The sequence below is a fragment of the Mesorhizobium sp. M5C.F.Ca.IN.020.32.2.1 genome (assembly GCF_004023105.1).
GTDB classification, from domain to species: Bacteria; Pseudomonadota; Alphaproteobacteria; order Rhizobiales; family Rhizobiaceae; genus Mesorhizobium; species Mesorhizobium wenxiniae.
Map to the genome: position 1 here is coordinate 1 of NZ_RZSX01000008.1, position 21,101 is coordinate 21,101.

A 21,101-nucleotide genomic window follows, 5' to 3' on the forward strand; every position below is an offset into this window, starting at 1 on the left:
CCGTTACGCCAGACCTGCTTTGCGTGCGGTCCGGCAGCTTCCACGCGCGCCAGTGCTTCTTCAAGCCGGTGGACGCCTCGCCATTGGCCTGCGATCGCTTCCGCGTTGGAAGGCGAAACCGTGTGGTCAGCGGCACCGTGCCAAATCGAAATCCTCGGCCACGGTCCCCGATGATCCGATGCGCGGCGGAGCGCCCGTTGCAGATCCTGTTCCGATGGACCGCCGTGGCCGCGCATGCGATCGAACGCCTCCGGGATTGTCGTTGCGCTGCCGTAGGGCAGGCCGGCAATCAACGCACCGCCGCCAAACACTTCCGGATAGGTCGCCAGCATGGCCGCCGCCATTGCAGCTCCGGCCGAGAGGCCGGTGATGAAGATGCGCCTTCGGTCGAGACCGTGCGTGACGACCATCGTTTCGATCATCTGGCGAATCGAAAGCGCCTCGCCCGAACCACGCTTGGTGTCGCCAGGCTGGAACCAGTTGAAACAGAGGTTCGGATTGTTGCCGCGTTGCTGTTCGGGAAAGAGCAGCGCGAAGCCAGCCTCGTCGGCGAGTTGGGACCAGCCGGAATGATGGTTATAGCCGGCCGCGTTCTGTGTGCAGCCATGCAGCACGACGACGAGCGGGGCGCCCTTGGATAGGTGATTGGCAATGTAGAACTTCGCTCCCAACCCGCCGGGATTGGTACCGAAGTCGGCCAGCGTCTGGAGATGGTCCGACGCGCCGAGGTCGGCGGTATGCGTGGCATGTCGCGCCCGCAACGAGGCGAGGCGGGCGATGGTATCGGAGATTTTTCGCAATGGAGCCGTCCCTGTTGTGACCGCCCCGGAAGACGGCAATCTGTGCAACGCACGCGCAGCAATATCGTTGCTGCACTGCACAATAACAAGGGAGCTGGGGGAGCTCGAGTCCGGCCGACCTCTGCGCCGGCCGGGAGTAGACGTCTTCAGCCTCGACTAGCTGTGAGGTAGAGCGCGTCTTCTAGCAAGACTTGTCGGCATTGGCCCGCGGCAGCACGCGCCGGCTGGAGATCAGCTATCTTTAGTCTGGGTCGTATTCGGGGGCACCTCGTCGAGCAGGGTCGTTTCATCCGAGCCGTGCGTCGGCTCAACTGGGGGTATTTCACCATTCGGGGTCAACTGATTGACCGCTTCAGGCAGATCTCGCGTGATCCTGGTAATGAGCTCCTCTCGCGAAAGACCGGTCTGCATAGAAAGAGACGTGAGCGTATCCTCGTCTATGGCCATCTACACCTCGCGTGGCTCGATTGGCTGGTTCGGCCCAGTGCTCACCCAAGAGTCTACCTTCGATCCCGAGCCCACATTTCTAAATCGTTCGAGGATGTCGCCGAGAGCAGTGCCCGACACACCTTTGGACAGTTGATCGACGATTCCACCTTGCGGATTGTTCGGATCGCGCTCTCGTGCGCGACGGATCATGTCTCCGATCTTGTCGCGGTTCTGGTAAGCTAGAACCCCAAGCATCGCGATCGCTAATTTTCCCAGATTTGCCATTGGTTCCTCCTTGTTCAGATGGAGAAGGGCTCGGCCTCGCAAAAGTTCCGCGACGAGGATCTAATATTGTGCAGGATGCACCCTGCAATTTGCGGTTTCCCGCTATCGCTTTGAAAGGACTTGGCTTTCGTCGTCGATTGAGCAAATTGCAAAAGGTGGTTTGCAGTTTGCACACCACTTGGGAACAGCAACATGCCGACCGCAATCGCCTGTTATCGGGTTTCCACACAGCGGCAAGAACGCTCGGGCTTGGGCATTGAGGCCCAGCGTGCCGCAGTCGCCCGCTTTGCCGAGGCCGGGGGAATAATCATCCTCCAAGAGTTCACGGAGATCGAAACCGGAAAGGGCGCGGATGCTCGGAACGGACCAAGGCCGCCCTCGCCCCTGGCAAGACCACTGGAATGAACTCGGTAATCCGACCAACACAACGGAAGCTGCAGCGAGAGGTCGAAAGATCTCGATTCGGGAGGCTATTTGCCCAGACCGTGCTGCCATCATCGCACCCATTCGGAACGGTTGGCCGTGTCGGGGGTTACCTCAGACCAAATGAGAGGAGACCCCCACAATGGACCACACCGATCACGTACGGCTTACGAATGCTGAACTGCGCGCTGACGTTGTTGAAGGCGCGACCATCTACGGTCGCGATGACGAGGAAATCGGTTCGATAGATCACGTCCATGGAACCGGAGACCAGGCCCAGGTCGTGTTCGATGTTGGCGGGTTCCTCGGCATTGGCTCGAAGCGCGCGGCGCTGTATGCGAGTCAGCTCGATTTCATGCGGGACGAAGAAGGCACCGTGCATGCCGTCACGCAGATGACCACCGACCAATTGAAGGAGCTACCTGAGCATCACGATAGCTGATCTGTCTTGGCCCGGCACTGCCGGGCCTTTTCACACATGCACCACGTAAAGGGCGAAATTGCGCTCTGCCATCGGCCTTCACCTTGTCCGGCGTCTGCGACCAGCGGCCATGATATGCATCGACAGCTCGGCGCCCCCAGCCGTCAGGAGATAGCATGGATGTCCGGTCAGCAAGAACGTAAGCGCGTCGATACCTTTGCCGCCCACGATGATGCCAATCTCGTCACCATCATCGCTTTGCCCCTTCGTGCCTGAAGGGTCGACGGCGACCACGACACGCTGCAGATCGGGCTGGCGGCAATGTTAATTTCTTCGCCCGCGGCGGAGGGTGCTTCGGCGGATAGCCAGTCCGGCGGACCCGCTCGCTCCCCACTCCGGTTAGGCGCGTGCGTCCTTGGAACGGAGTCGCATCATCGACGTTACCGGGCCAACCAAACGCTGCCAATGATATGGAGGAACGGGCGTGATCGAGTTGACCGAGAAGGAAAAGCGCTTTCTCAAGCGCGTTGACACCATCACTCACGTTCCCTGGTCGAACAAAGTTACCGCCGCAGATGCCAAAGGCAAGCCAATGCGTATCGCAAGGGCGACGTTTGCCCGATTAAGAGACGACGGCATCATCATCCGATCTACTAGCGACCTGACGTCGAACACCTACGTCATTAATTCTGCACCCGTGACGCCACAAGTCGCGGAAGTGCAGGAAGCGTCCTGATCGGGCGGGATTAACCGTGCGGATCGCCCTGATCTCAGCGCCCGATGATCGCGCCTAATTTTGGTTGCGCAGGTCACCGTTTGAGCACTCGCGGGAACAAAGATCGTTTCCGCCTGTTAGATCACACCTCGAACAACGGGAGACTGCGATGCTCACCAAATCTCTATTAGCCCTTATGCTGGCTACCAGCTTAACTGCAACCGCAGCACCTGCCCTTTCGCAAGAGACGCCAACACCTGCACCGCCTGCCGCAGCCGATGATGCTCGCGACGACTTCGACTGGGGTTGGTTGGGCCTTATCGGCCTACTGGGTCTGGCAGGTCTAGCAGGCCGCAGGAGGCGGGACGACACTCTCGGTCGGACGAACGTCAGGTAATGAGCTACGGCGTGAGCGAGCGCCGCTCCGCCATCCTCGCCGCCCCTATGTAGCGCTCTGCCTCAGATGTGCGATACTGAGCACCGCACTGGCGCCTTCTCTGCGTCGCACAGTGCGGCGTTCTACTTTTTACGCTTATACGGGAAGGTGGCGTCGCCATCATCATTCCCGGATATGACGCGAGGATTGGCGCTAGAGACGCCGTTGCTGGTTCCACCTTTGTGATTTTTCTCTGACTGGCCCTTGGCGTCCGCCTCCGGCCCCGGCTTGGCGGATGAGCGTTTGAGCTCTCGATCCACTACCGAGCGGCTGTTTTCGGCCGGGTCTTTATCAAGACGGTTTTTCTTAGATATGGCTCTTTCTCCAATGAGAAATCGCCAACTCGGTATGAGGAACAAAGTTCCCTAGATTAGGCGGCTTTCCGCTTCTGCCCTTCCCGCTGGCGATACCGTGCCCTAGTCGGACTAGGCCGCCGTCAACTGCAATGGGCGCTCAGGCGGCAGAGGCCCCGATTTTACATATTCGTCAATGCTCCGGGCGCTATGAGCCGGACGGGCTTGAATGATCTCTATGCCGCCTGCTTTCGGCGGGCCTCTCGCTGGCGTCTCAGTTCGTGGCGCTTGGCCGCCAGGAGAAGTCGTCACGTTCCGCTGAAAGGATCTTGGCGAAGGCGCAGTCTGCGACCCAGGGGTTCAGGCAGCCTTTCGCCCGCATTTTCTGTGATCGTTAGCCGAAACATCGCTGATTTCATGGGTGTGATGCAACAGCCTGATTTCGCCGCTTTCGCAATCCTGCGATGTCCTGCGGCGAGAATTGCCGAAATTCTGCAAAGCACGGTTTTTGCTGCCGTGCCGACCTTCGATCGGGCCCAGGCGAGGAGAGCGCGGCTCTACTGCTTCGCCGACGAAGCGTCCGCACAAGCGTTCCTAGACCACTTCCCAGGCTTGATATTCGATCCAAAGTGCGACCGGGAAAATGGCTTGGTCCGCGGCGTCTGGCTCCGCACGGGAGAGTACAAGAGAATGCCCGATCTCGGCCCGCTCAGCGTGCCGGAGATCCTGCGGAACTAGGGGCAAGCCATGTGCGGACGCTACACCAGGTATCTCCCGTGGTCGGAAATTCACCGCCTCTATCGACTAACGGCGCCAGCCGAAATCGGCCGCAACGACGCGCCGCGCTACAACATGGCGCCCACGGAAGAAAGTGCCGTTCGTCACGGCAGGCGAAAACGGAATCCACCGGCTTCGCCAAGGTTGGTGGCCCGTCCCTTTTGGGCCAAGGAGATGCCGAAAGCCGCCATGTTCAAAGCCCGAATCGAGAGCGTCGACACGGCACCCGCGTTTCGCGATGCGTTCAAATCAAAACGCTGCCTTGTTCCTGCCGACGGCTTCTACGAATGGACGATTTCGCCGGCGGACAAGAAACGAGATGCTTGGCACATCTTTCAGCCTGATCGGCGCCGTTCTCCTTTGTCGGCCTCTGGGCTTACAATTCCAATTTAGATGTCACGAGTTGCACGATCATCGCCGGGCCAGCCTTGATCCAATGAAACAGTTGCACGACAGGCAGCCAGTGATCCTCGATCCTCTACGACGCTTGGCTAGATCCGGTGACTCTAGCAGAAGCAGCAAAGCAGTTGCTCGCTCTCCACCTGGATGGCCAACTGCAGTTCTACCGGGTGAGCCGAGACGTAAATGCGACCGTCAAAGAGGGGAAGCCGAACGACAGCCCACACATGATCGAGCCGATAGCACGGCTATGAGCGACGAAATCCGCCTTCCCGGCGCAATGGGGTCCGTCACACGCCCGGCATTCAGCATCATAAGTGCGAGCATCCCGGCTGCGGCAAGAATGCAGGATGGGGCTTTGCCAAGCCGAGGCAGCCATCTCGTGGGTTCTGTTTCGAGCACCGCGCCGACGGTGAGCGCTTCCTGTGACTCGGCCGTAGGCTCACAAGGGCAGAGCCATAGCCGCGTTGAGGCAAATTGCACCATGGCGAGGCTGCCGGTCAGCTGGTCACGCTACGTGATTGCAGGACGCCGGGCTACCTTTTAATCTGGGCCCTACAATGCAGGGCTGCTCACGATGAATATGGAAGACCTTTACCGCCTTCTGCGCACCGGCCACGTTCAGTTGCAGGGTATCGTCGATACCGTTGCCGATCCGTTGGTTGTGCTGGATGAAGGTCTTTCCGTACAGAATGCCAGTCGTTCCTTCTTTGAAACATTTAAAGTTGACCGGGACGAGACGATCGGGCAGCACATCTATGAGCTGGGCAACGGCCAATGGGACATTCCGGAACTGCGTCATTTGCTTTCGGCGGTGATCCCAAAAAGCATGGCCGTGATCAACTATGAGGTCGAGCACGATTTTCCGGATATAGGCCGGAGAACGATGCTTCTGACAGCTCGCACGCTGCACCATCCCGACAACGGCAGTCGTTCCCTGTTGCTATCGATGGTGGACGCAACCGATCGCTATCGCCGAGATGCAGCGAAGGACATGCAGTTCGGCGAACTCAGGCATAGGATGAAAAACCTGCTCGCTGTTGCGCAATCGATAGCCCGTCACACCACCACGGAGGGCCGTTCGGCAGAGGAATACCGTGATGATTTCCTGGGGCGTTTCAGTGCCTTGGTGGAAGCGCAGGACATAGCCTTCGTCGAGCAGGACGAGCCAAATCTGGTGGCGCTGTTGGAGCGCATCCTCGCACCCTATACCGCTAATCCCGACGCAATCATGATCGGACCCGGTGTAGCCGTTGAGCTTGATACCCGCGCGCTCCAGTCGCTCAGCCTTGTCCTGCACGAGCTAGCGACGAATGCCGCCAAGTATGGAGCACTGTCGGTATCTGGTGGTCAGGTGCGGGTCAGCTGGCGGATAGAGGAAGGGAACTGCCGGCTCCGACTCAGCTGGGTGGAAAGCGGCGGCCCGCCGGTGACCCCGCCCGCTACGACGGGCTACGGTACCGAACTCATCCAATCCGCTACGACCTACAGCCTCGGAGGGCAGGTGGAACAGAAGTACCTAGTAGGCGGTTTGGAGACTGAGATCGTCATTCCGCTGGGGAGTGCCGCTCGCCCGGGCTGAATGCCGTTCCATGCAGAAAACCATTTTGATTGTGGAGGACGAGTTTCTTATAGCGATGGACCTCAAGCTGTTGCTTGAGCATCACGGTTGGCGGGTTATGGGGCCCGGTGGCCACCGTGCGAGATGCGCTCCGCCTGTTAGACGACGAACTGCCCGCAGTGGCGCTCCTCGACGTTAACCCTCGGGAATGAACTGTCACGCCGCTAGCAGAGATCTTGAAAGCGCGAGATGTGCCTTTCGCCGTGGCAAGCGCCTATGACAAGCCCGAGCAAGTCGGCGGCGAGGTTCTGGCTGGAGCACCCAATGCCGGTAAACCGACTGGCGAGCGTCGTCTTCTGGCTGTGTTGGCGCAACTGACGGTGTACTGAGCATCTCTAAAGGAGCGTTTCTGGCTGTAGCGGGCAGAGTTCATGCCCGGAACTAGATCGAAGAGAAGTGCCCGCCCGGTGAGTTGCCGAGCGAGGAAGCCGTCTTGCTGCTCTATGGCCCAGAGCCGATCCACGAGGGGCGAACCCCTTGCCAAGGCGATCATTGAGACGATGGAAAGGCTGAACCGATGAGCGTCAAAACGGCTCGCCGATGCCAACCGGCACCTTGCGACTAGCCTTTCCTGATCAGAAAGCGGGCCTCTCGCATAAGCGACGGCCAGTCGTTCCCCAGAAGGGCGATAAGCTCGCGAGCCTGCTCTTCGGTTATAAGGGCTGACCAAGCGCCGGAGAACAGAATTGTCATGTGCGCTGGGTGTTCTGTCCTGCTCGTCAGTACTTGCAAAATCCCACTAGCGGGCGCAACGCAAACGTCCGGCGATAGTTCCGTCAATAAATGACTCGCTAATGTTCATTAAAGGCGTACACTTTCCACGTCGCCCGCACCTTTTCCGGCAAGCGGGCGCTTGATAGCCAACTCAGGTGCTACCGCCCCATCTAAGCGGGAGACTGAAATGGCACAAAACCACTCAGCTTGTGCGATATCGGCCTTCGATTGCGATATCCTGCGAAATGCTTTCAGAACATCGGTCATCGAAGAGAGAATTCCCGAAGACAAATGGCGGTCGATTGCCGCGCGTTTGGTCAGCGACTTTATCGATAGCGATGACATCGAGTCAGACTTGCTGGAATGGATCGTGCGGAAGTAGGCCTCCAAATCAGACGGACGATACCTCCGCCATCAACGCGACAAAACCGCCGGGCTTGGCCATCAATTCGCAATGAGGGTTAGAGATCGAGGCAAACGGTGCCTTGCGGCCGGCTGCAGCAAGCCAGCACGTAACCAGCCGCCTTCTCTTGAAGGCTGAGTCCTCCAAGGTCGTCGATCACGACGTCACCTGAGAGCTTGACCGTCCGACAGGTTCCGCAAATGCCCTGCTGGCATGCGGTAGGGATGTAGAGGCCGCTATTGCGCGCCGCATCGAGCAAAGTCTCTCCAGGCGCACACAGGTGCTCCACGCCAGACCGGGCGAAACGGACACAAGTTGGGCCAGCGGCAGCCGATTGAGGAGGCATGGAATTGCCCACGGCGCCGCCGAAACTTTCCTCGTGGTACTGCGAGGGTGCGATGCCGATCTCCGCGACACAGGCCCGAACCGTCTGCATAAACGGCTCGGGGCCGCAAACGTAAGACGTGCGCTGGTGAAGGTCGGGAGCCAGCCGCAAGAGCATGGGGCCGTCGATCCGACCCATAGGGCCCTGCCACGCCGAACCTTCCTGAGTGCAGATGAAGCTTACATCGACATTGGAGAATCGCGCGGCGAGCGCCTCCAACTCGGAGCGGAAAGCGATGTCGTTCGCCGTCCGAGCGCAATGAATGAAACGGATGTCATGACCAGATGCCCGGTCGGTTAGCGCCCGCAGCATCGACATAACGGGAGTGATGCCGCTGCCGCCCGAAAGGAAAAGCGGCTTCTCGGATGGCAGATCGTCGAAGTTGAAGCGCCCGACCGGCCCTTCGATTTCAATGTCGTGGCCCGGCCGGAGATTGTCGTGAAGCCAGTTGGAAACAAGCCCGCCCTTCACACGCTTCACCGTGATCTGCAGGTCGAGCGGTCGAGTCGGCGGAGACGACACCGAGTACGATCTTGTTACTCGGGTGCCGTCGATCGTCAGGTGCAGGACTAAATACTGGCCTGCACTGAAGCTGAACATGTGGCCAGAAGCGGCCGAAAACACGAATGTCCTGACATCGGACGTGTCATCGATGATGCGTCGGCAGCGCACGAATTGTCTTGCGCTCTCCGCCCATTGCCGTTGACGCATCGCCGGAGCGAAATCGGTGGTCGAAAAGGAAGCGTGCGCGTTCATCTTTTGACTCTGCTTGACCTGGCCAGGATGGCAGCCGGGATGCTTTAAAAAAAGCGGCAGATATCCGCCTTTACAATCGGGTATTTCGATCTAACTTTCCATGGACATAACGGCCAGATGGAGCGCGCGAATCCCTCTGCGGATGATCGGCTCGTGCTTGCGGCGCGCCAAAATAGCGGTGTGAACGGGCTGCTGAAGCGCGGGCGCACCCTCGACCACAAAAGACGGCCGCTCGGCGGTATATCGCCGAGCGTCGTCACTGCGCATATAGCAAGTGCCACCCATGCGCCGCAGCATCGCTTCGGCGAGCGTTTCCGAGCCCATCGAAAGGCGGCCTATCGCCAATGCCGGTAGCGCCACGGCGTGGGCTTTTTCAAGCGCGACCGTGTAGCCTGGCCGGATATACGTATCCGGGTTGACCTCCGACAGGATCCTGGCAGACGTAGACACCATCACGTATTCTTCGACCATAAGAGGATCGTAGGAGATTTCAGGCAGGTATCGGGGCGCGTAGACCACAGCAATATCCAGGTTTCCCAAGCTCAAATCGGAAATCATCTGCGGCGAATAGTCGGATTCCACGTGAATTGACGATTTTGGCAGCACTTGGAACAACGTCTCCACCCAACCTGGCAATATCGAGCGCGTCATCCCGACCTGGGCAGCGACGCGCAAGGTGCCTTCGAACCGGTTAAATGCCCGCACGTCATGGCGGGCCTGTGACCATGTCGACAGCACGGCGCGCGCATAGGCTTCGAAACGCCGCCCCGCCGCGGTCGGTTCGGCGCCGGCTCGTCCTCGCAGGAAGAGCTCCGAACCGATGGCCTGCTCCAAGTTCCTGATGCGGGTGCTGACTGTTGACTGCGTTACGCCCAAACGATCCGCAGTGCGGTTGAAATTTCGCGACTCCATGATGTCGAGAAAGGTCTCGATGTGATCCAGCTGCATGTCACCTCGCAATCGAAAAATCCGATCGTATTACCCCAAATTACAAGCTTGATCAAATAATTCCCAAGGCGGAAGCTGCGGTTGAAGGAGCCGGCTAGGTTAGCCGGCCTGCTACGCCAGGGAGTTGGATAGGGGTGTTCATAGTCGATTGCGATTGTCACAATTACTGGTCGAGCGCGACGGTGCTCGAGCCCTACCTTTCCGGCGTCTGGAAAGACATGTTCATGGAAGGCGAGAAAACTGGTCCGAGAGGCGCCTTCCCGCACGGGCACCGTCCGTGGTTCCACCCGCAGGACTTCTCCCGCAAGGATGTCAGGCCAGAGACCGAAGCCGACAATTATCTCATCATGAAGGAAAAGCACCTCGACAAATATAATGTCGGGGCCGCTATCCTCACCGGCGACGAGCCGATAGAGGCATCCACGCTGGCAAACCCCTATTACGCCAGTGCGCTGGTCAGCGCCTATAACGACTACCAAATCGCCGAGTGGCTTCCCAAAGACAGTCGCTTTATGGGTTCCATCATCATCGCGCCGCAGGATCCGAAGCTCGCAGCAGCCGAGATCCGCCGCCTCGGCAATCATCCCCGTATGGTCCAGGTTCTGGCCTCCCAAGGCTCGGTCAAACCCTACGGCGATCCGTTCTACCATCCCATTTTCGAGGCTTGCGCCGAAGCCGGGCTGCCATTCGCGATCCACCTGGGCGGCCATGGCGGCATCAACTGGAACGCGGTTGCGCCGGCTCCGACTACCTTTTTCTGGGAGACGCACGCTATTCTTCACATGTCGGCCTTGTCGCATGTGGCGAGCATGATCGCGCATGGCGTTTTCGAGAAATGGCCGGATTTGTATTTCGTGATCATCGAGTGCGGCGTGGCCTGGGTTCCGTCGGTATTGTGGCGCCTGGACGCAGACTACAAAGCGCTGCGCAAGGAAACGCCGTGGGTGAAGATGTTGCCCTCAGAGTATTGCCGGCGCAACATCCGCTTTTCCACGCAGCCGCTGGAGCAGCCCGCGAACATACAGCATCTCTGGTCCACTCTCGAAGCAATGGACGGGGAGAACACACTGATGTTTGCCTCCGACTACCCGCATTGGGATTATGACGATGCCAACACGCTGCACATCCCGCCCGCCTGGAAAAGCAAGATCATGGGAATGAATGCGCTCGAGGTCTATAAACGCATTCCCCGCACGCAAGCGGCGAATGCCGCGTGACGGGAGCAAACCATGGCTGAGAAGACATACATTTGCCGCGTCGACGAAATCGAGACCGGAACTCCCTACATCGTCAAGATCCGCAGCCTTTCAGTCGGGGTTTTCCGTATCGGAGATTCATTCCATGCCTTGCTGAACGTTTGTCCGCACCGCGGCGCTCCGCTTTGCGAGGGACCGCAATGCGGAACCACGGCACCGGTCGACCAAGCGCAATTCATCTACCACCGCGAGAACGAAATCGTGCGCTGCGCCTGGCACGGCTGGGAATTCGACATAAAGACCGGTGCCGCCCTAGTCGATCCGGGCGTGCGTGCCCGAACATTCCCTGTCACGGTGGAAGCTGGGGAAATCTATGTAACGGCGTAGGATTTGCGTCAAACCGCGGAAAATCGAAAGGAGGCAAATCGGCTGAATCCGCCAGATCTGCTCGGTAAATGCCAACAACAAGAATGCGGGAAATCCGCAATGGGAGGAAGCAGTGTCGGAATCTGAATATAAACTGCGCTTGGCGCAAGACCTGATCGGCCGCGGCAAGGTTTCGCGCCGTGATTTCATCCATCTAGGGCTGGCGGCAGGCCTGACGGTCGCCGCCGCCAATACGCTCTTCGTGAGCGTGGCGCGGGCCGCACCCAAGCAGGGCGGCTTTGCCAAGCTCGGCATGGCGCATGGCGCGACGACGGATTCGATCGATCCGGCCGGCTATCCCGATACCTTCACGCAAACCGCCTTTTCGGGTGCCATGTCCAACAGCCTGACCGAGGTCGACGCGAAAGGCAGCATCCAGCCGGATCTTGCCGAAAGCTTCGAGACCTCGGACGAGGCGACGACGTGGGTTTTCAAGCTGCGCAAAGGTGCGACCTTCCACAACGGCAAGGCCATCACCGCGGACGACGTGGTCGCCTCTATGCAATATCACATGGGAGCCGACACCAAATCGGCGGCGAAGTCGCTGCTCGAATCGGTGACCAACATCAAGGCAGACGGCCCGGAAACGATCGTTTTCACGCTAAACAGCGGGAATGCAGACTTTCCCTACATCATGAGCGACTATCACCTTGTCGTCATGCCTGCCAAGAACGGAAAAGCGGACTGGGAATCGGGCGTCCGGACCGGCGCCTTCGTGCTTGAGAACTTCCAGCCAGGCGTCTCGGCGAAGCTCAAGCGCAATCCCAATTACTTCAAGGCCGGCAAACCCTATTTGGACGAGGTGGAGTTTATCGCCATCACGGACCTCGCCGCGCGTATGGCCGCGCTGTCGACCGGCGAGGTTGATTATATCGGCCGCGCCGACCTGAAAACGCTCGGCATGCTGAAGCGCAAGCCAAATATCGATATCCTTGAGGTCACCGGCTACGGCCACTACACGCTGCCTATGAACGTGACGGTTGCCCCATTCGACAACCCCGATGTGCGCATGGCCCTGAAATGGGCGATCGACCGCGAGGAAATCGCGCAGAAGATCTTCCTTGGCCATGCAACCGTCGGGAATGACAACCCAATCGCACCGGCTATCAAGTTCGCCATCAATCCGGAGCCGCAGCACAAATTTGATCCTGAAAAGGCGCGCTTCCATCTGAAAAAAGCGGGAATGGAAAATCTCAAGGTCGACCTTTCCGTCGCCGACGCCGCTTTCGCCGGCGCCGTGGACGCAGCCGCCCTCATCCGCGAGACGGCGGCCCAATGCGGCATCGATGTCAATGTGGTGCGCGAGGCCGAGGACGCCTATTGGGACAATATCTGGCTCAAGAAACCGTGGTGCGCCTCCTATTGGAGCGGTCGCGCAACGGCCGACTGGATGTTCACGCAGGCCTACTCGGCCGATTCCAGCTGGAACGAGACGTTCTGGAAAAATCCCCGCTTCAACGAACTGCTGATTCAGGCACGCGCGGAGACCGACGAGGCCAAGCGCTCCGCGATGTATGCCGAAATGCAGCAGTTGACGCATGACGACGGCGGCGCCATCGTCCTGGTCTTCAACAATTTTGTCAGTGCCAAGTCCAAGAAACTGGCGCATGGCGAATTGGCGCCGAACTGGGAAAATGACGGACTGAAGATGGCCGAGCGCTGGTGGGAAGCCAACGCGTGACGTTCGCCAGGCGAACCGCCGACGGCGCGGGCGGTTCGCTCCTTTCAGGGGAAACGCTCGAAGGCACCGCCCATGAACCCGGTCGTTAGGACGGTTCTGCAGCGCCTGGGTCTCGGCCTGATCACGCTGTTCATCGTCTCCATCATCATCTTTTCGGCGATTGCCATGCTTCCGGGCGATTTCGCCAAGGCGATGCTCGGGCAATCGGCGACGCCGGAGACGGTCGCTGCGTTCCAGCGCGAGATCGGCATCGATCGTCCGCCGGTTGAGCGCTATTTCGCCTGGGTCGGACAGATCGTGCAGGGGGATTTCGGCTCTTCCTTCGCAAGCCGCACCGGCTACCGGCGCACGGTCGCCGAGATCATTGCGCCCCGGCTCTACAACACGATGTTCCTCGCCGTGATGACTGCCCTTATAGCGGTTCCACTCGCGCTGGGACTCGGCATTCTCGCCGCTCTCTACCGCAACAGCTGGTTCGACCGTGTGGTGAACACGGTGACGCTGACGACGATTTCATTCCCCGAATTCTTCGTCGCCTATATGCTGGCCTATCTCATCATCTCGCGCGACACGTTCATTGGAACCGAATTCGCACAGTCCCTGCCCGAGTGGCTCGCGGCTTCGATCAACTGGGTCCTGAACCTGGTTCCCAAATTTCCGACACTGGCGAACATCAGCGACCGAACGCCGTTATGGGAGCACGTCTGGCGCGCAGCGCTGCCGTCCATCACCCTCACGCTGGTGATTGTTGCCCATATGATGCGTATGACGCGCGCTGCGATTATCAACATGCTGGCAAGCCCCTATATCGACATGGCGCGGCTCAAGGGAATGTCGCCGATGGCAATCGTTCTCAGACACGCCCTGCCCAATGCCTGGGCGCCTATCGTCACGGTAATTGCCTTCAACCTCGCTTATCTCATCGTAGGCGTGGTCGTCGTCGAGGTGGTGTTCGTCTATCCCGGCATCGGCCAATTGATGGTCGATGCGGTGAAGTCCAGGGATGTTCCGGTCGTGCAAGCCTGCGCCTTGATTTTCGCGGCAACCTACATCCTGCTTAACCTGACCGCCGACATCATTTCCATCGCCACCAACCCGAGGCTTTTGCACCCGCGATGACCAGCACCGAACATGTCGTGGCGGTTCCGAGACAGAGGCGCACGCGCGCCTCCCGGGTAAAAACCGCACTCAAAAAGGCTCCATTCAGCGCCTGGTTCGGTGTCGTGGTCATCCTTGGTTATGTCTTCGTCGCGCTGTTAGCGCCCTGGATAGCGCCCTACGGAGAAACGCAGGTTTTCACCGAGGCTTTCGCGCCTTGGAGCCAGGAGTTCATCGTCGGGACTGACCAACTCGGTCGGGACGTGCTCACCCGGCTGATCTATGGCGCGCGCAATACAATCGGCATCGCCTTCGCGACTACGCTTCTGTCCTTCGCGGTGGGCGTCACGCTCGGATTGCTGGCCGCGATGTACCGGGGGTGGCTCGACCAGATTCTGTCGCGCGCGGTAGACGTGCTGATGTCGATCCCAAGCCTCATCTTCGCGCTGATGTTGCTGTCCATTTTCGGTTCCTCAGTCACCAACCTGATCCTCATCATCGCCCTGCTCGATTCGACCCGCGTATTCCGGCTGGCGCGTGCGGTCGGGCTGAATGTTGCCGTCATGGAATACGTCGAAGCCGCGCAACTGCGTGGCGAAGGGCCGAGATGGATTCTGACCAAGGAGATCCTGCCCAACGTGCTGCCGCCGCTGATCGCGGAATTCGGCCTGCGCTTCTGTTTCGTTTTCCTCACCATCGCCGCGCTCTCCTTTCTCGGCGTCGGCATCCAGCCGCCGACAGCCGACTGGGGTTCGATGGTGCGGGAAAACGCCACCCTCATCACCTATGGCGACATCACTCCGCTCTTGCCGGCAGGCGCGATCGCCCTTCTCACGGTCTCTGTGAATTTCGTTGTCGACTGGTTCCTGCACGCGACAAGCGGGTTGCGCGATGAAAAGTAAGGATTCTGGCCTACGCGAAAAGGGGACGAAACTCCTCAGCATTCGCGACCTTCACGTCGAAGGGTTTTCCGACGAGCGCTGGCACCCGATCGTTCGCGGTGTGAATCTCTCGCTAAGGCGCGGTGAAGTCCTCGGCCTCATAGGCGAGTCCGGCGCCGGAAAGTCCACTATTGGGCTTGCCGCGATGGGATATGCCAAGCCAGGTTGCCGAATTACGCAAGGGTCGATCCTGTTCGACGGGATCGACCTTCTCGCCATGAGCGAAACCGCGCGGCGGCGGCTCCGAGGCTCGCGCATCGCCTATGTCGCACAAAGCGCGGCCGCTTCCTTCAACCCGGCGCATCGGCTACTCGATCAGACGGTCGAAACAGTCGTGGCTCACGGGATCGCCAGTCGCGAGGCAGCGAATCGGGATGCCATCGAGCTTTACCGGCGTCTTCACCTGCCGGATCCGGACACCATCGGCTTCCGCTATCCTCACCAAGTCTCCGGAGGGCAGTTGCAGCGGGCGATGACGGCGATGGCGATGGCCTGCCGGCCCGACCTCATCATCTTCGACGAGCCGACGACGGCGCTTGACGTAACCACACAGGTCGAGGTCCTCGCCTCGATCCGCAAGATTGTCGAAGATTTCAACACTGCCGCGATCTACGTCACGCATGATCTGGCCGTCGTCGCGCAGATGGCGGACAGGATCATGGTTCTGCGCCATGGCCGTACTGTGGAGGAGGCCGAAACACGCCAGATGCTTGCGGCGCCGACTGAAGACTATACGAGGACGCTCTGGGCGGTGCGAAAGCTAGCCAAACCAGAAGTGCCGGCCGCGGACCATCTGCTCACGATCGACAACATCACCGCCGCCTACGCCGGGGCAGTCAAGGTTCTGCAGGATGTATCGATCAAGGTGCCGCGCGGACGGACGGTAGCGGTCGTCGGTGAATCTGGTTCCGGTAAATCGACGCTCGCCCGCGTCATAACCGGCCTGCTGCCGCCGGTCTCGGGCTCGATCTCATTTGCGGGACATCGTCTGCCAAAAACACTGAAGGAGAGGCCTAGAGACATTCTGCGCCGCATTCAGATGATCTACCAGATGCCTGACAACGCGCTCAATCCGCGTCAGACCGTCGAGGAAGTCATCTCCCGGCCGCTCGAGTTCTATCTCGGCCTCAAAGGGGCGGCGTGCGACCGCCGCGTTGGCGAACTCATGCACATGATCGAGATGGACGAAAGCTTCCTCGACCGTCTGCCGGGCGAACTTTCGGGCGGTCAGAAGCAGCGCATTTGCATTGCCCGGGCGCTAGCTGCTAATCCGGAGCTCATCATCTGTGACGAGGTGACCTCGGCCCTCGACCAGATCGTACAGGAAGAGATCCTGAAGCTCCTTATGCGGCTGCAACAAGAATTCGGAGTCAGCTACATTTTCATCACGCACGACATCGCAACGGTGCGGGCAATCGCCGACGAAATTGTCGTCATGCACCAAGGCAAAGTCGTCGAGCAGGGGCTCAAGACCGAAATCCTGACGCCGCCGCATGCTCCGTATACCGAACTGCTTCTCTCCTCGGTGCCGGAGGTGGATCCAGACTGGCTGACGAAGCTGCTGGAAACCCGGGAGCGCAAGCGGGTCGGCGCGGCGAACTGAATCCCAACGTATTGACCGCTTGAGACTCCGGCTCCAGTTCTCGCCTGAACGTCCGATATTGAGGGGTGGCGGGAATCACCGGTTATGCCGCAACCGCGACGTCCAGAATGGTTGCAACAATGTCTGCTTTCAGGCAGTAGCAACGGTCACCTCGACGGCCGATATTAGGCGGATAGTGTTGAAGAAGTCTTGGCTCGGGAGGGCATGCCCCTGAAGTAGAAAGACATTTCTCGCCGGGCGCACTGCTAGAATCAAGATTCAAAGGCCGTTCATTTGCGGAACGAAATTCTATCCGCGCGGCCCTACGGCCTCGGTCGCGGACTTCTTCAACACTATTAGGCGCATAGCAGTCGTTCACCAAAGTTGGCAAGAACGACTGCAACGGGTTGAAGGCAGATATTGGTGGCGATCTACCTGAGTTTATTTCGCGAAGATGGTTCGCTCATCTAGGAAACGCCCCGTATTCCGAGGCCATGTCGATCGGCTGAATCAATTCCTCTCCGCCCTTATTCTTGCTCAAATTCACCTGCCGATCGACTCTGTTGAATTGCAGTTGGCCACCGAGATCGCGCCTAAGCAGGTCCTTGGCCGCTGAGGCCGGCGTCGCCGGATCCAGCCAGGCGTCATAGGCGGCGGGATCGAGAATTATCGGCTGCCGATCGTGGAGGTTGGCCATCGAAGGCTGCCCTGTCCGTCGGGCAACCAGCACCAGAGATAGCCCCGCGCCGTCATATTCACCGTCACCGGCGATCAATCACCGGCATCGGTCCGCGCCACTGACGTTCACTCTGCGATCCGGGTGTTCTGCAACCGAATCGTCACGCCGCCAAGCGAGCAAAGAGCGAGTGTCCGACACAAGCCGCGAGACCCGCCTGATGCGTGCAACACCTTGATCTAAGCGCAATTTGCCTCATTCAAACAGACGAGGACAGTAGCCCGGCCTGATTCTACGTTAGGAGGTCGTCCTGTGAACTCGTCCTGGAGCAATTATTGCACGTTATGCGGAAACAGAAGCAAGCTCGTGAATCTTCATGCAGACACTGTTGGAGTTCATGCGGTCGCATCCCGTAGGGGGCACGTTGTTGAAGAACGGCTGGGGGAACAACGATTTTTTCGGTGCTACCGCAAAAATCTACAAACCCCATTCGGTTATTTCCCGCCAGGATGACCACAACGATGGGATATTTGTCGTAAAATCGGGTTGGGCCATCCTTTACCACGGACTGCCGAACGGAGAACGGCAGATCATCGACACCCCTCTTAGGGGAGACATTGTCGGTTTCCGTGGTGTGGACGGACCCCGTCTAGCGTCGCTGGCGTCCATAACCGAACTAGCTGTTTATGAAATTTCCAGTAAGGAACTGCTCAAGGCCATTTTGTCCCAAGGCCACCTCGGGAAGAAGATCGCCTGCTCCCTGGCCCGCTTGAACGCCATCCTTGCCGAACATCTTATGAATACCGGGCGGCGGAACGCGATGAGGCGCACCGCCCATTTCCTGCTTGAGTTGGAGGAGAGGCTCTCCATGGTTGGGCTGTCGGCCCATGGGAGATATGAGTGCCCTCTTACCCAATATGAACTGGCCGACATCCTCGGAATGACCGCCGTTCACGTCAACCGAACGTTAAGGGAACTCCGCAAGGCCGATCTCGTTTCTTTCAAGTCAGGCTATGTAGAGGTGATCAACCGCAAGAAGCTGGTCGAAACAGCCGGATTCGACAGCGAGTATCTCAGATATCTCTGAGCGGCAGCATATCGACCATCAGCAAATTCTCCGCTGAAGACACCGTCCGGCGTCGCCGGAACAGTTCCACAAGACATTTCCGGGGACACCTGGCGGGGCTTGGTATGTCTCAACGACGGCAGCCGCATCCGGCTCGAGGCGGTCGAAGGTTGGGCTCAGCGGAACTCAACCCATTCAAAATCGAGAGAAACCAGATCATCACGCCCGACGGCGACGCGGCCAACCGCGCGAGGTCGGCGTGCTGCCTACGGCAGATCCATCGGGAGTGCTCGAACTAAAGCGTTGCGCCACGGATATCACTGCTGCGCCCTGGCTATGCCAACAGCACCTTCAGGAATTCTGGTCTACCTCTGCAACCGCGGCAGGCACTAGCCGATCCACGTTCGGGTGTCGGCTGGGCTGAAGATGGCTAAGTGGCCCCATGCCTGCGTCTTAAGGCAGCATGCAGCGCCTTGGGGCCAGCCTGGCGTCGGTTTCCTTGAAAATTACGAAAAAAGCAACCTATGTTAGAGACTGCTTATAAATAAACCGTACACTCACCCAAGCTGGTCTCGCTGAGGAGTCGGACAACTGAAAACGGCTCAAATGGGGTAATCGAGCCTCAAGCTTTCACAAGGCCTGGTTATCAAACCTGCAATGCTAGTGAATGAAGAAACTACATCGCAAGGTGGCTTGGTATGGGAAAGAGTGGGTATTCCACGGCACGGCTGCATAACTACACTTCGGCCAATCGGTCAGGGGTTCCGTCCAGCGGAAGCGTTCACGGACAGAGGGAATACCTCCTCATCCTGGACGGAAGGGCCCTAGACCGCGAGTGTCTCGCATCGGCTCTCGTGGACCACGAACTCGGCATGGGGGTCGCCGCCTTGAGTTCGATCGATGAATGGCGCGTAAAGAAGGGCTCGGCTCCTCCCCTGGCAGCCATACTCTTCAACCTTGGCGGACGGAAGGTCACCGATCATGGCATCGCAGACGAGATCAGGCACATTTCCTCCGAGTTCAAATCAATCCCTGTGGTCATCCTGGCCGACACCGAAGACCTTGTACAGATACTGACCGCTCTCGAATGCGGTGCACGCGGCTACATTCCGACCTCGGTCGGAATCGATGTCTGCGTCGAGGCTATAAACCTTGCGGCAGCGGGAGGCATCTTCGTCCCGGCGAGCAGTGTCCTTTCCATGCGGCACCTAATGGATTCGGGCAGCCGCGACAGACAGCCTTTGACAGGCATTTTCACACTCAGGCAGGCCGAGGTTGCCCAAGCGCTCCGGCGCGGCAAGGCGAACAAGATTATCGCCTACGAACTGAACCTGCGCGAAAGCACCGTGAAGGTCCACATCCGAAATATCATGAAGAAGCTGAAGGCGACCAACCGCACGGAAGTCGCCTACAAGGTCAACGATCTCCTCGCCGAGGGAACTCCGGCTGAAGAGTGGACCGGGCATAACACGGCCCGCCTCGGGTGAATTCCGCGGGCTGTGTTCGAGGTTTTCGGCACGATCGGCGTTATTGCCTAGCTGACTGTGCGGGTTAATTGCTACCGCGGAATCGGCCGCTCAATCTGCGATCTAAGCAGGCTCGGGGAAGGTGTGTCTGCCTACCCATCCTATGGCCTCCTCGATCGTATCGAAATTCTTGTGCTGCCCGCTCAGCAGCCCGAACCCCGTCTCGAGGAACCATTTGCCTTTCCTGGAGTAGGCTTCCTCGTCGATCTGGGTGAGGACCGCCACCAGTTGGTCAATTCCTATTCGGGATCTCGTATTCGAGCATCAGGTGATCGCGAAAGACGTTCTGGGTCGGTTGGTTGACCTCCCGTTGGTCCTCGGGATCAACCCGTGATCTGCATCCGTCGGCCACTGCTTATCGATCGGCTATGGGCGGGGAAGTAGCTGTCTTCGAAATCAGCGGGTTCGAATGTGGACGAGTTTAATCGGAAGGGCCTCGGCCGAAGCCCGTGCCGCTTATCCAACGCTACTGCTAGGCTTTGGCAAGTGACCGCACAAGCCCGAATGACGATATGTCAGGACGGGAAAGCGGGTCTATCGGATGATGATTATTAGTGGTACCCCTTTTGTGCTTCAAGTAGATCTTGCGGATGGTGAGACTGCTGAGTTGCCATCTTTTCGTTCCCCGACGAGCCATTGCCAGAGGGGGGCGTAAGCATACCATGGTTCATCGCCCAAACTGCAGCCTGTGTCCGGTTGCGGACCCGAATCTTTCGAAGGATGGCCTTGACGTGTACCTTCACTGTAGCTTCGGCGATGTTAATCTCCCGCGCGATGGCTTTGTTAGATTCCCCTTCGATCAAGCGCCATAAAATACATCTTTCTCGATTTGACAAAATTACTAGTTCTCGATCCTCATTCTCCACTTTAACAGCCACGTGTGTTAACTCGTCAGTTACCGTGTCATGTTTCAGACCATGCCTTACATCTTGAAGAAACGTCGAAGTTTCTGCAGGTAACACCATCTGCCCTAGCATAACCAATTCGAGAGCTTTGACGAAAGTGTCGTAAGCAGCAGCTTTTGTCAAATACCCGTCAGCCCCGCACGAAGAGCTGAAACTATATCGGTCGTTCGACAGTAATCGGCTAGCACAACGACATGGC

The 21,101-nt window shown here is 58.7% G+C and carries 21 protein-coding genes and 3 pseudogenes; 16 read left to right on the plus strand and 8 right to left on the minus strand.

What is annotated here, in order from left to right:
* Both EOA86_RS00845 and EOA86_RS00850 read right to left on the minus strand, forming a co-directional pair.
* The coding region (locus EOA86_RS00845) for a PHB depolymerase family esterase (RefSeq protein WP_128340438.1) at positions 1-800 on the minus strand (800 nt) is incomplete at its 3' end.
* Between the two features lie 231 nt (positions 801-1,031).
* A pseudogene (locus EOA86_RS00850) lies at positions 1,032-1,514 on the minus strand (YidB family protein).
* Positions 1,515-1,706: 192 nt separating this feature from the next.
* Between EOA86_RS00850 and EOA86_RS00855 the strand changes: the two are divergent.
* Together EOA86_RS00855 and EOA86_RS00860 are read left to right on the plus strand one after the other, a co-directional pair.
* Positions 1,707-1,919, plus strand: coding sequence for a recombinase family protein (locus tag EOA86_RS00855; protein WP_127212170.1), 213 nt, complete (start codon positions 1,707-1,709; stop codon positions 1,917-1,919).
* A gap of 160 nt (positions 1,920-2,079) precedes the next feature.
* Entirely contained in the window at positions 2,080-2,379 is a 300-nt protein-coding gene (locus EOA86_RS00860) for a PRC-barrel domain-containing protein (protein ID WP_128340439.1), read from the plus strand.
* A gap of 109 nt (positions 2,380-2,488) precedes the next feature.
* Here the strand turns inward: EOA86_RS00860 and EOA86_RS39855 are convergent.
* Positions 2,489-2,670 (minus strand): annotated as a pseudogene (locus EOA86_RS39855) (DNA-packaging protein); the annotation flags it as partial.
* A gap of 172 nt (positions 2,671-2,842) precedes the next feature.
* On the opposite strand from EOA86_RS39855, the gene EOA86_RS00865 reads away from it, so the two are divergent.
* The 6 genes and pseudogenes from EOA86_RS00865 (at position 2,843) to EOA86_RS00895 (ending at position 7,695) form a co-directional block, all read left to right on the plus strand.
* Positions 2,843-3,094, plus strand: a complete 252-nt coding sequence (locus tag EOA86_RS00865; protein ID WP_065008252.1) for a hypothetical protein — start codon at positions 2,843-2,845, stop codon at positions 3,092-3,094.
* A gap of 933 nt (positions 3,095-4,027) precedes the next feature.
* Positions 4,028-4,540, plus strand: coding sequence for a hypothetical protein (locus EOA86_RS00875; protein ID WP_128340440.1), 513 nt, complete (start codon positions 4,028-4,030; stop codon positions 4,538-4,540).
* Between the two features lie 9 nt (positions 4,541-4,549).
* Entirely contained in the window at positions 4,550-4,972 is a 423-nt protein-coding gene (locus EOA86_RS39225) for an SOS response-associated peptidase family protein (RefSeq protein WP_206629941.1), read from the plus strand.
* A 583-nt stretch (positions 4,973-5,555) separates the two neighbouring features.
* Positions 5,556-6,560, plus strand: a complete 1,005-nt coding sequence (locus EOA86_RS00885; RefSeq protein WP_128340441.1) for an HWE histidine kinase domain-containing protein — start codon at positions 5,556-5,558, stop codon at positions 6,558-6,560.
* 10 nt (positions 6,561-6,570) lie between these two features.
* Positions 6,571-6,928: pseudogene (locus EOA86_RS00890) on the plus strand (response regulator).
* 572 nt (positions 6,929-7,500) lie between these two features.
* Entirely contained in the window at positions 7,501-7,695 is a 195-nt protein-coding gene (locus EOA86_RS00895; protein WP_128340442.1) for a hypothetical protein, read from the plus strand.
* Positions 7,696-7,774: 79 nt separating this feature from the next.
* Here the strand turns inward: EOA86_RS00895 and EOA86_RS00900 are convergent, their stop codons facing one another.
* Both EOA86_RS00900 and EOA86_RS00905 read right to left on the minus strand, forming a co-directional pair.
* On the minus strand, positions 7,775-8,857 hold the full coding sequence (locus EOA86_RS00900) for a hybrid-cluster NAD(P)-dependent oxidoreductase (RefSeq protein ID WP_128340443.1): 1,083 nt from the start codon (positions 8,855-8,857) through the stop codon (positions 7,775-7,777).
* A gap of 90 nt (positions 8,858-8,947) precedes the next feature.
* Positions 8,948-9,805 (minus strand): LysR family transcriptional regulator, encoded by an 858-nt coding sequence (locus EOA86_RS00905; RefSeq protein WP_029353930.1) that lies wholly within the window; start codon positions 9,803-9,805, stop codon positions 8,948-8,950.
* Between the two features lie 134 nt (positions 9,806-9,939).
* Between EOA86_RS00905 and EOA86_RS00910 the strand changes: the two genes are divergently transcribed.
* From EOA86_RS00910 to EOA86_RS00935, 6 genes are all read left to right on the plus strand, one after another.
* A complete protein-coding gene (locus EOA86_RS00910) occupies positions 9,940-11,022 on the plus strand; it encodes an amidohydrolase family protein (protein ID WP_128340444.1) in 1,083 nt (360 codons plus the stop codon).
* Positions 11,023-11,034: 12 nt separating this feature from the next.
* Positions 11,035-11,388 carry a Rieske (2Fe-2S) protein gene (locus EOA86_RS00915; RefSeq protein WP_127210214.1) on the plus strand — a complete coding sequence of 118 codons (354 nt, stop codon included), beginning with the start codon at positions 11,035-11,037 and terminating at the stop codon, positions 11,386-11,388.
* A 112-nt stretch (positions 11,389-11,500) separates the two neighbouring features.
* Positions 11,501-13,108, plus strand: a complete 1,608-nt coding sequence (locus EOA86_RS00920) for an ABC transporter substrate-binding protein (RefSeq protein WP_127210216.1) — start codon at positions 11,501-11,503, stop codon at positions 13,106-13,108.
* A 72-nt stretch (positions 13,109-13,180) separates the two neighbouring features.
* Positions 13,181-14,227 carry an ABC transporter permease gene (locus EOA86_RS00925; RefSeq protein ID WP_127210218.1) on the plus strand — a complete coding sequence of 349 codons (1,047 nt, stop codon included), beginning with the start codon at positions 13,181-13,183 and terminating at the stop codon, positions 14,225-14,227.
* Entirely contained in the window at positions 14,224-15,108 is an 885-nt protein-coding gene (locus EOA86_RS00930) for an ABC transporter permease (protein ID WP_029353914.1), read from the plus strand. Before EOA86_RS00925 ends, EOA86_RS00930 begins: the two co-directional genes overlap by 4 nt.
* A complete protein-coding gene (locus tag EOA86_RS00935; RefSeq protein WP_127210220.1) occupies positions 15,098-16,750 on the plus strand; it encodes an ABC transporter ATP-binding protein in 1,653 nt (550 codons plus the stop codon). The genes EOA86_RS00930 and EOA86_RS00935 overlap by 11 nt, the downstream gene beginning before the upstream one ends.
* A 442-nt stretch (positions 16,751-17,192) precedes the next feature.
* Here the strand turns inward: EOA86_RS00935 and EOA86_RS00940 are convergent, their stop codons facing one another.
* Positions 17,193-17,459: an SOS response-associated peptidase family protein gene (locus tag EOA86_RS00940; protein ID WP_348633311.1), complete on the minus strand. Its 267-nt coding sequence runs from the start codon at positions 17,457-17,459 to the stop codon at positions 17,193-17,195.
* A gap of 373 nt (positions 17,460-17,832) precedes the next feature.
* Between EOA86_RS00940 and EOA86_RS00945 the strand changes: the two genes are divergently transcribed.
* Positions 17,833-18,492 (plus strand): Crp/Fnr family transcriptional regulator, encoded by a 660-nt coding sequence (locus tag EOA86_RS00945; RefSeq protein WP_245497071.1) that lies wholly within the window; start codon positions 17,833-17,835, stop codon positions 18,490-18,492.
* 677 nt (positions 18,493-19,169) lie between these two features.
* The gene (locus tag EOA86_RS00950; RefSeq protein WP_128340446.1) at positions 19,170-19,958 is read left to right on the plus strand and encodes a response regulator transcription factor; all 789 of its coding nucleotides are present in this window, start codon (positions 19,170-19,172) and stop codon (positions 19,956-19,958) included.
* A 102-nt stretch (positions 19,959-20,060) separates the two neighbouring features.
* Here the strand turns inward: EOA86_RS00950 and EOA86_RS38370 are convergent, their stop codons facing one another.
* Positions 20,061-20,222 (minus strand): hypothetical protein, encoded by a 162-nt coding sequence (locus tag EOA86_RS38370; RefSeq protein WP_164891514.1) that lies wholly within the window; start codon positions 20,220-20,222, stop codon positions 20,061-20,063.
* A gap of 326 nt (positions 20,223-20,548) precedes the next feature.
* On the minus strand, positions 20,549-21,101 hold a 553-nt coding region (locus EOA86_RS00955; RefSeq protein WP_164891515.1), incomplete at its 5' end, for a response regulator transcription factor.

Excerpts from the sequence above, each read along its gene's own strand:
- EOA86_RS00905 (WP_029353930.1), bottom strand. The coding sequence starts at position 9,805 with ATGCAGCTGGATCACATCGAGACCTTTCTCGACATCATGGAGTCGCGA.
- EOA86_RS00925 (WP_127210218.1), top strand. The coding sequence starts at position 13,181 with ATGAACCCGGTCGTTAGGACGGTTCTGCAGCGCCTGGGTCTCGGCCTG.
- EOA86_RS00860 (WP_128340439.1), top strand. The coding sequence starts at position 2,080 with ATGGACCACACCGATCACGTACGGCTTACGAATGCTGAACTGCGCGCT.
- EOA86_RS39225 (WP_206629941.1), top strand. The coding sequence starts at position 4,550 with ATGTGCGGACGCTACACCAGGTATCTCCCGTGGTCGGAAATTCACCGC.
- EOA86_RS00895 (WP_128340442.1), top strand. The coding sequence starts at position 7,501 with ATGGCACAAAACCACTCAGCTTGTGCGATATCGGCCTTCGATTGCGAT.
- EOA86_RS00935 (WP_127210220.1), top strand. The coding sequence starts at position 15,098 with ATGAAAAGTAAGGATTCTGGCCTACGCGAAAAGGGGACGAAACTCCTC.
- EOA86_RS00885 (WP_128340441.1), top strand. The coding sequence starts at position 5,556 with ATGAATATGGAAGACCTTTACCGCCTTCTGCGCACCGGCCACGTTCAG.
- EOA86_RS00950 (WP_128340446.1), top strand. The coding sequence starts at position 19,170 with ATGGGAAAGAGTGGGTATTCCACGGCACGGCTGCATAACTACACTTCG.
- EOA86_RS00930 (WP_029353914.1), top strand. The coding sequence starts at position 14,224 with ATGACCAGCACCGAACATGTCGTGGCGGTTCCGAGACAGAGGCGCACG.
- EOA86_RS00855 (WP_127212170.1), top strand. The coding sequence starts at position 1,707 with ATGCCGACCGCAATCGCCTGTTATCGGGTTTCCACACAGCGGCAAGAA.
- EOA86_RS00915 (WP_127210214.1), top strand. The coding sequence starts at position 11,035 with ATGGCTGAGAAGACATACATTTGCCGCGTCGACGAAATCGAGACCGGA.
- EOA86_RS00900 (WP_128340443.1), bottom strand. The coding sequence starts at position 8,857 with ATGAACGCGCACGCTTCCTTTTCGACCACCGATTTCGCTCCGGCGATG.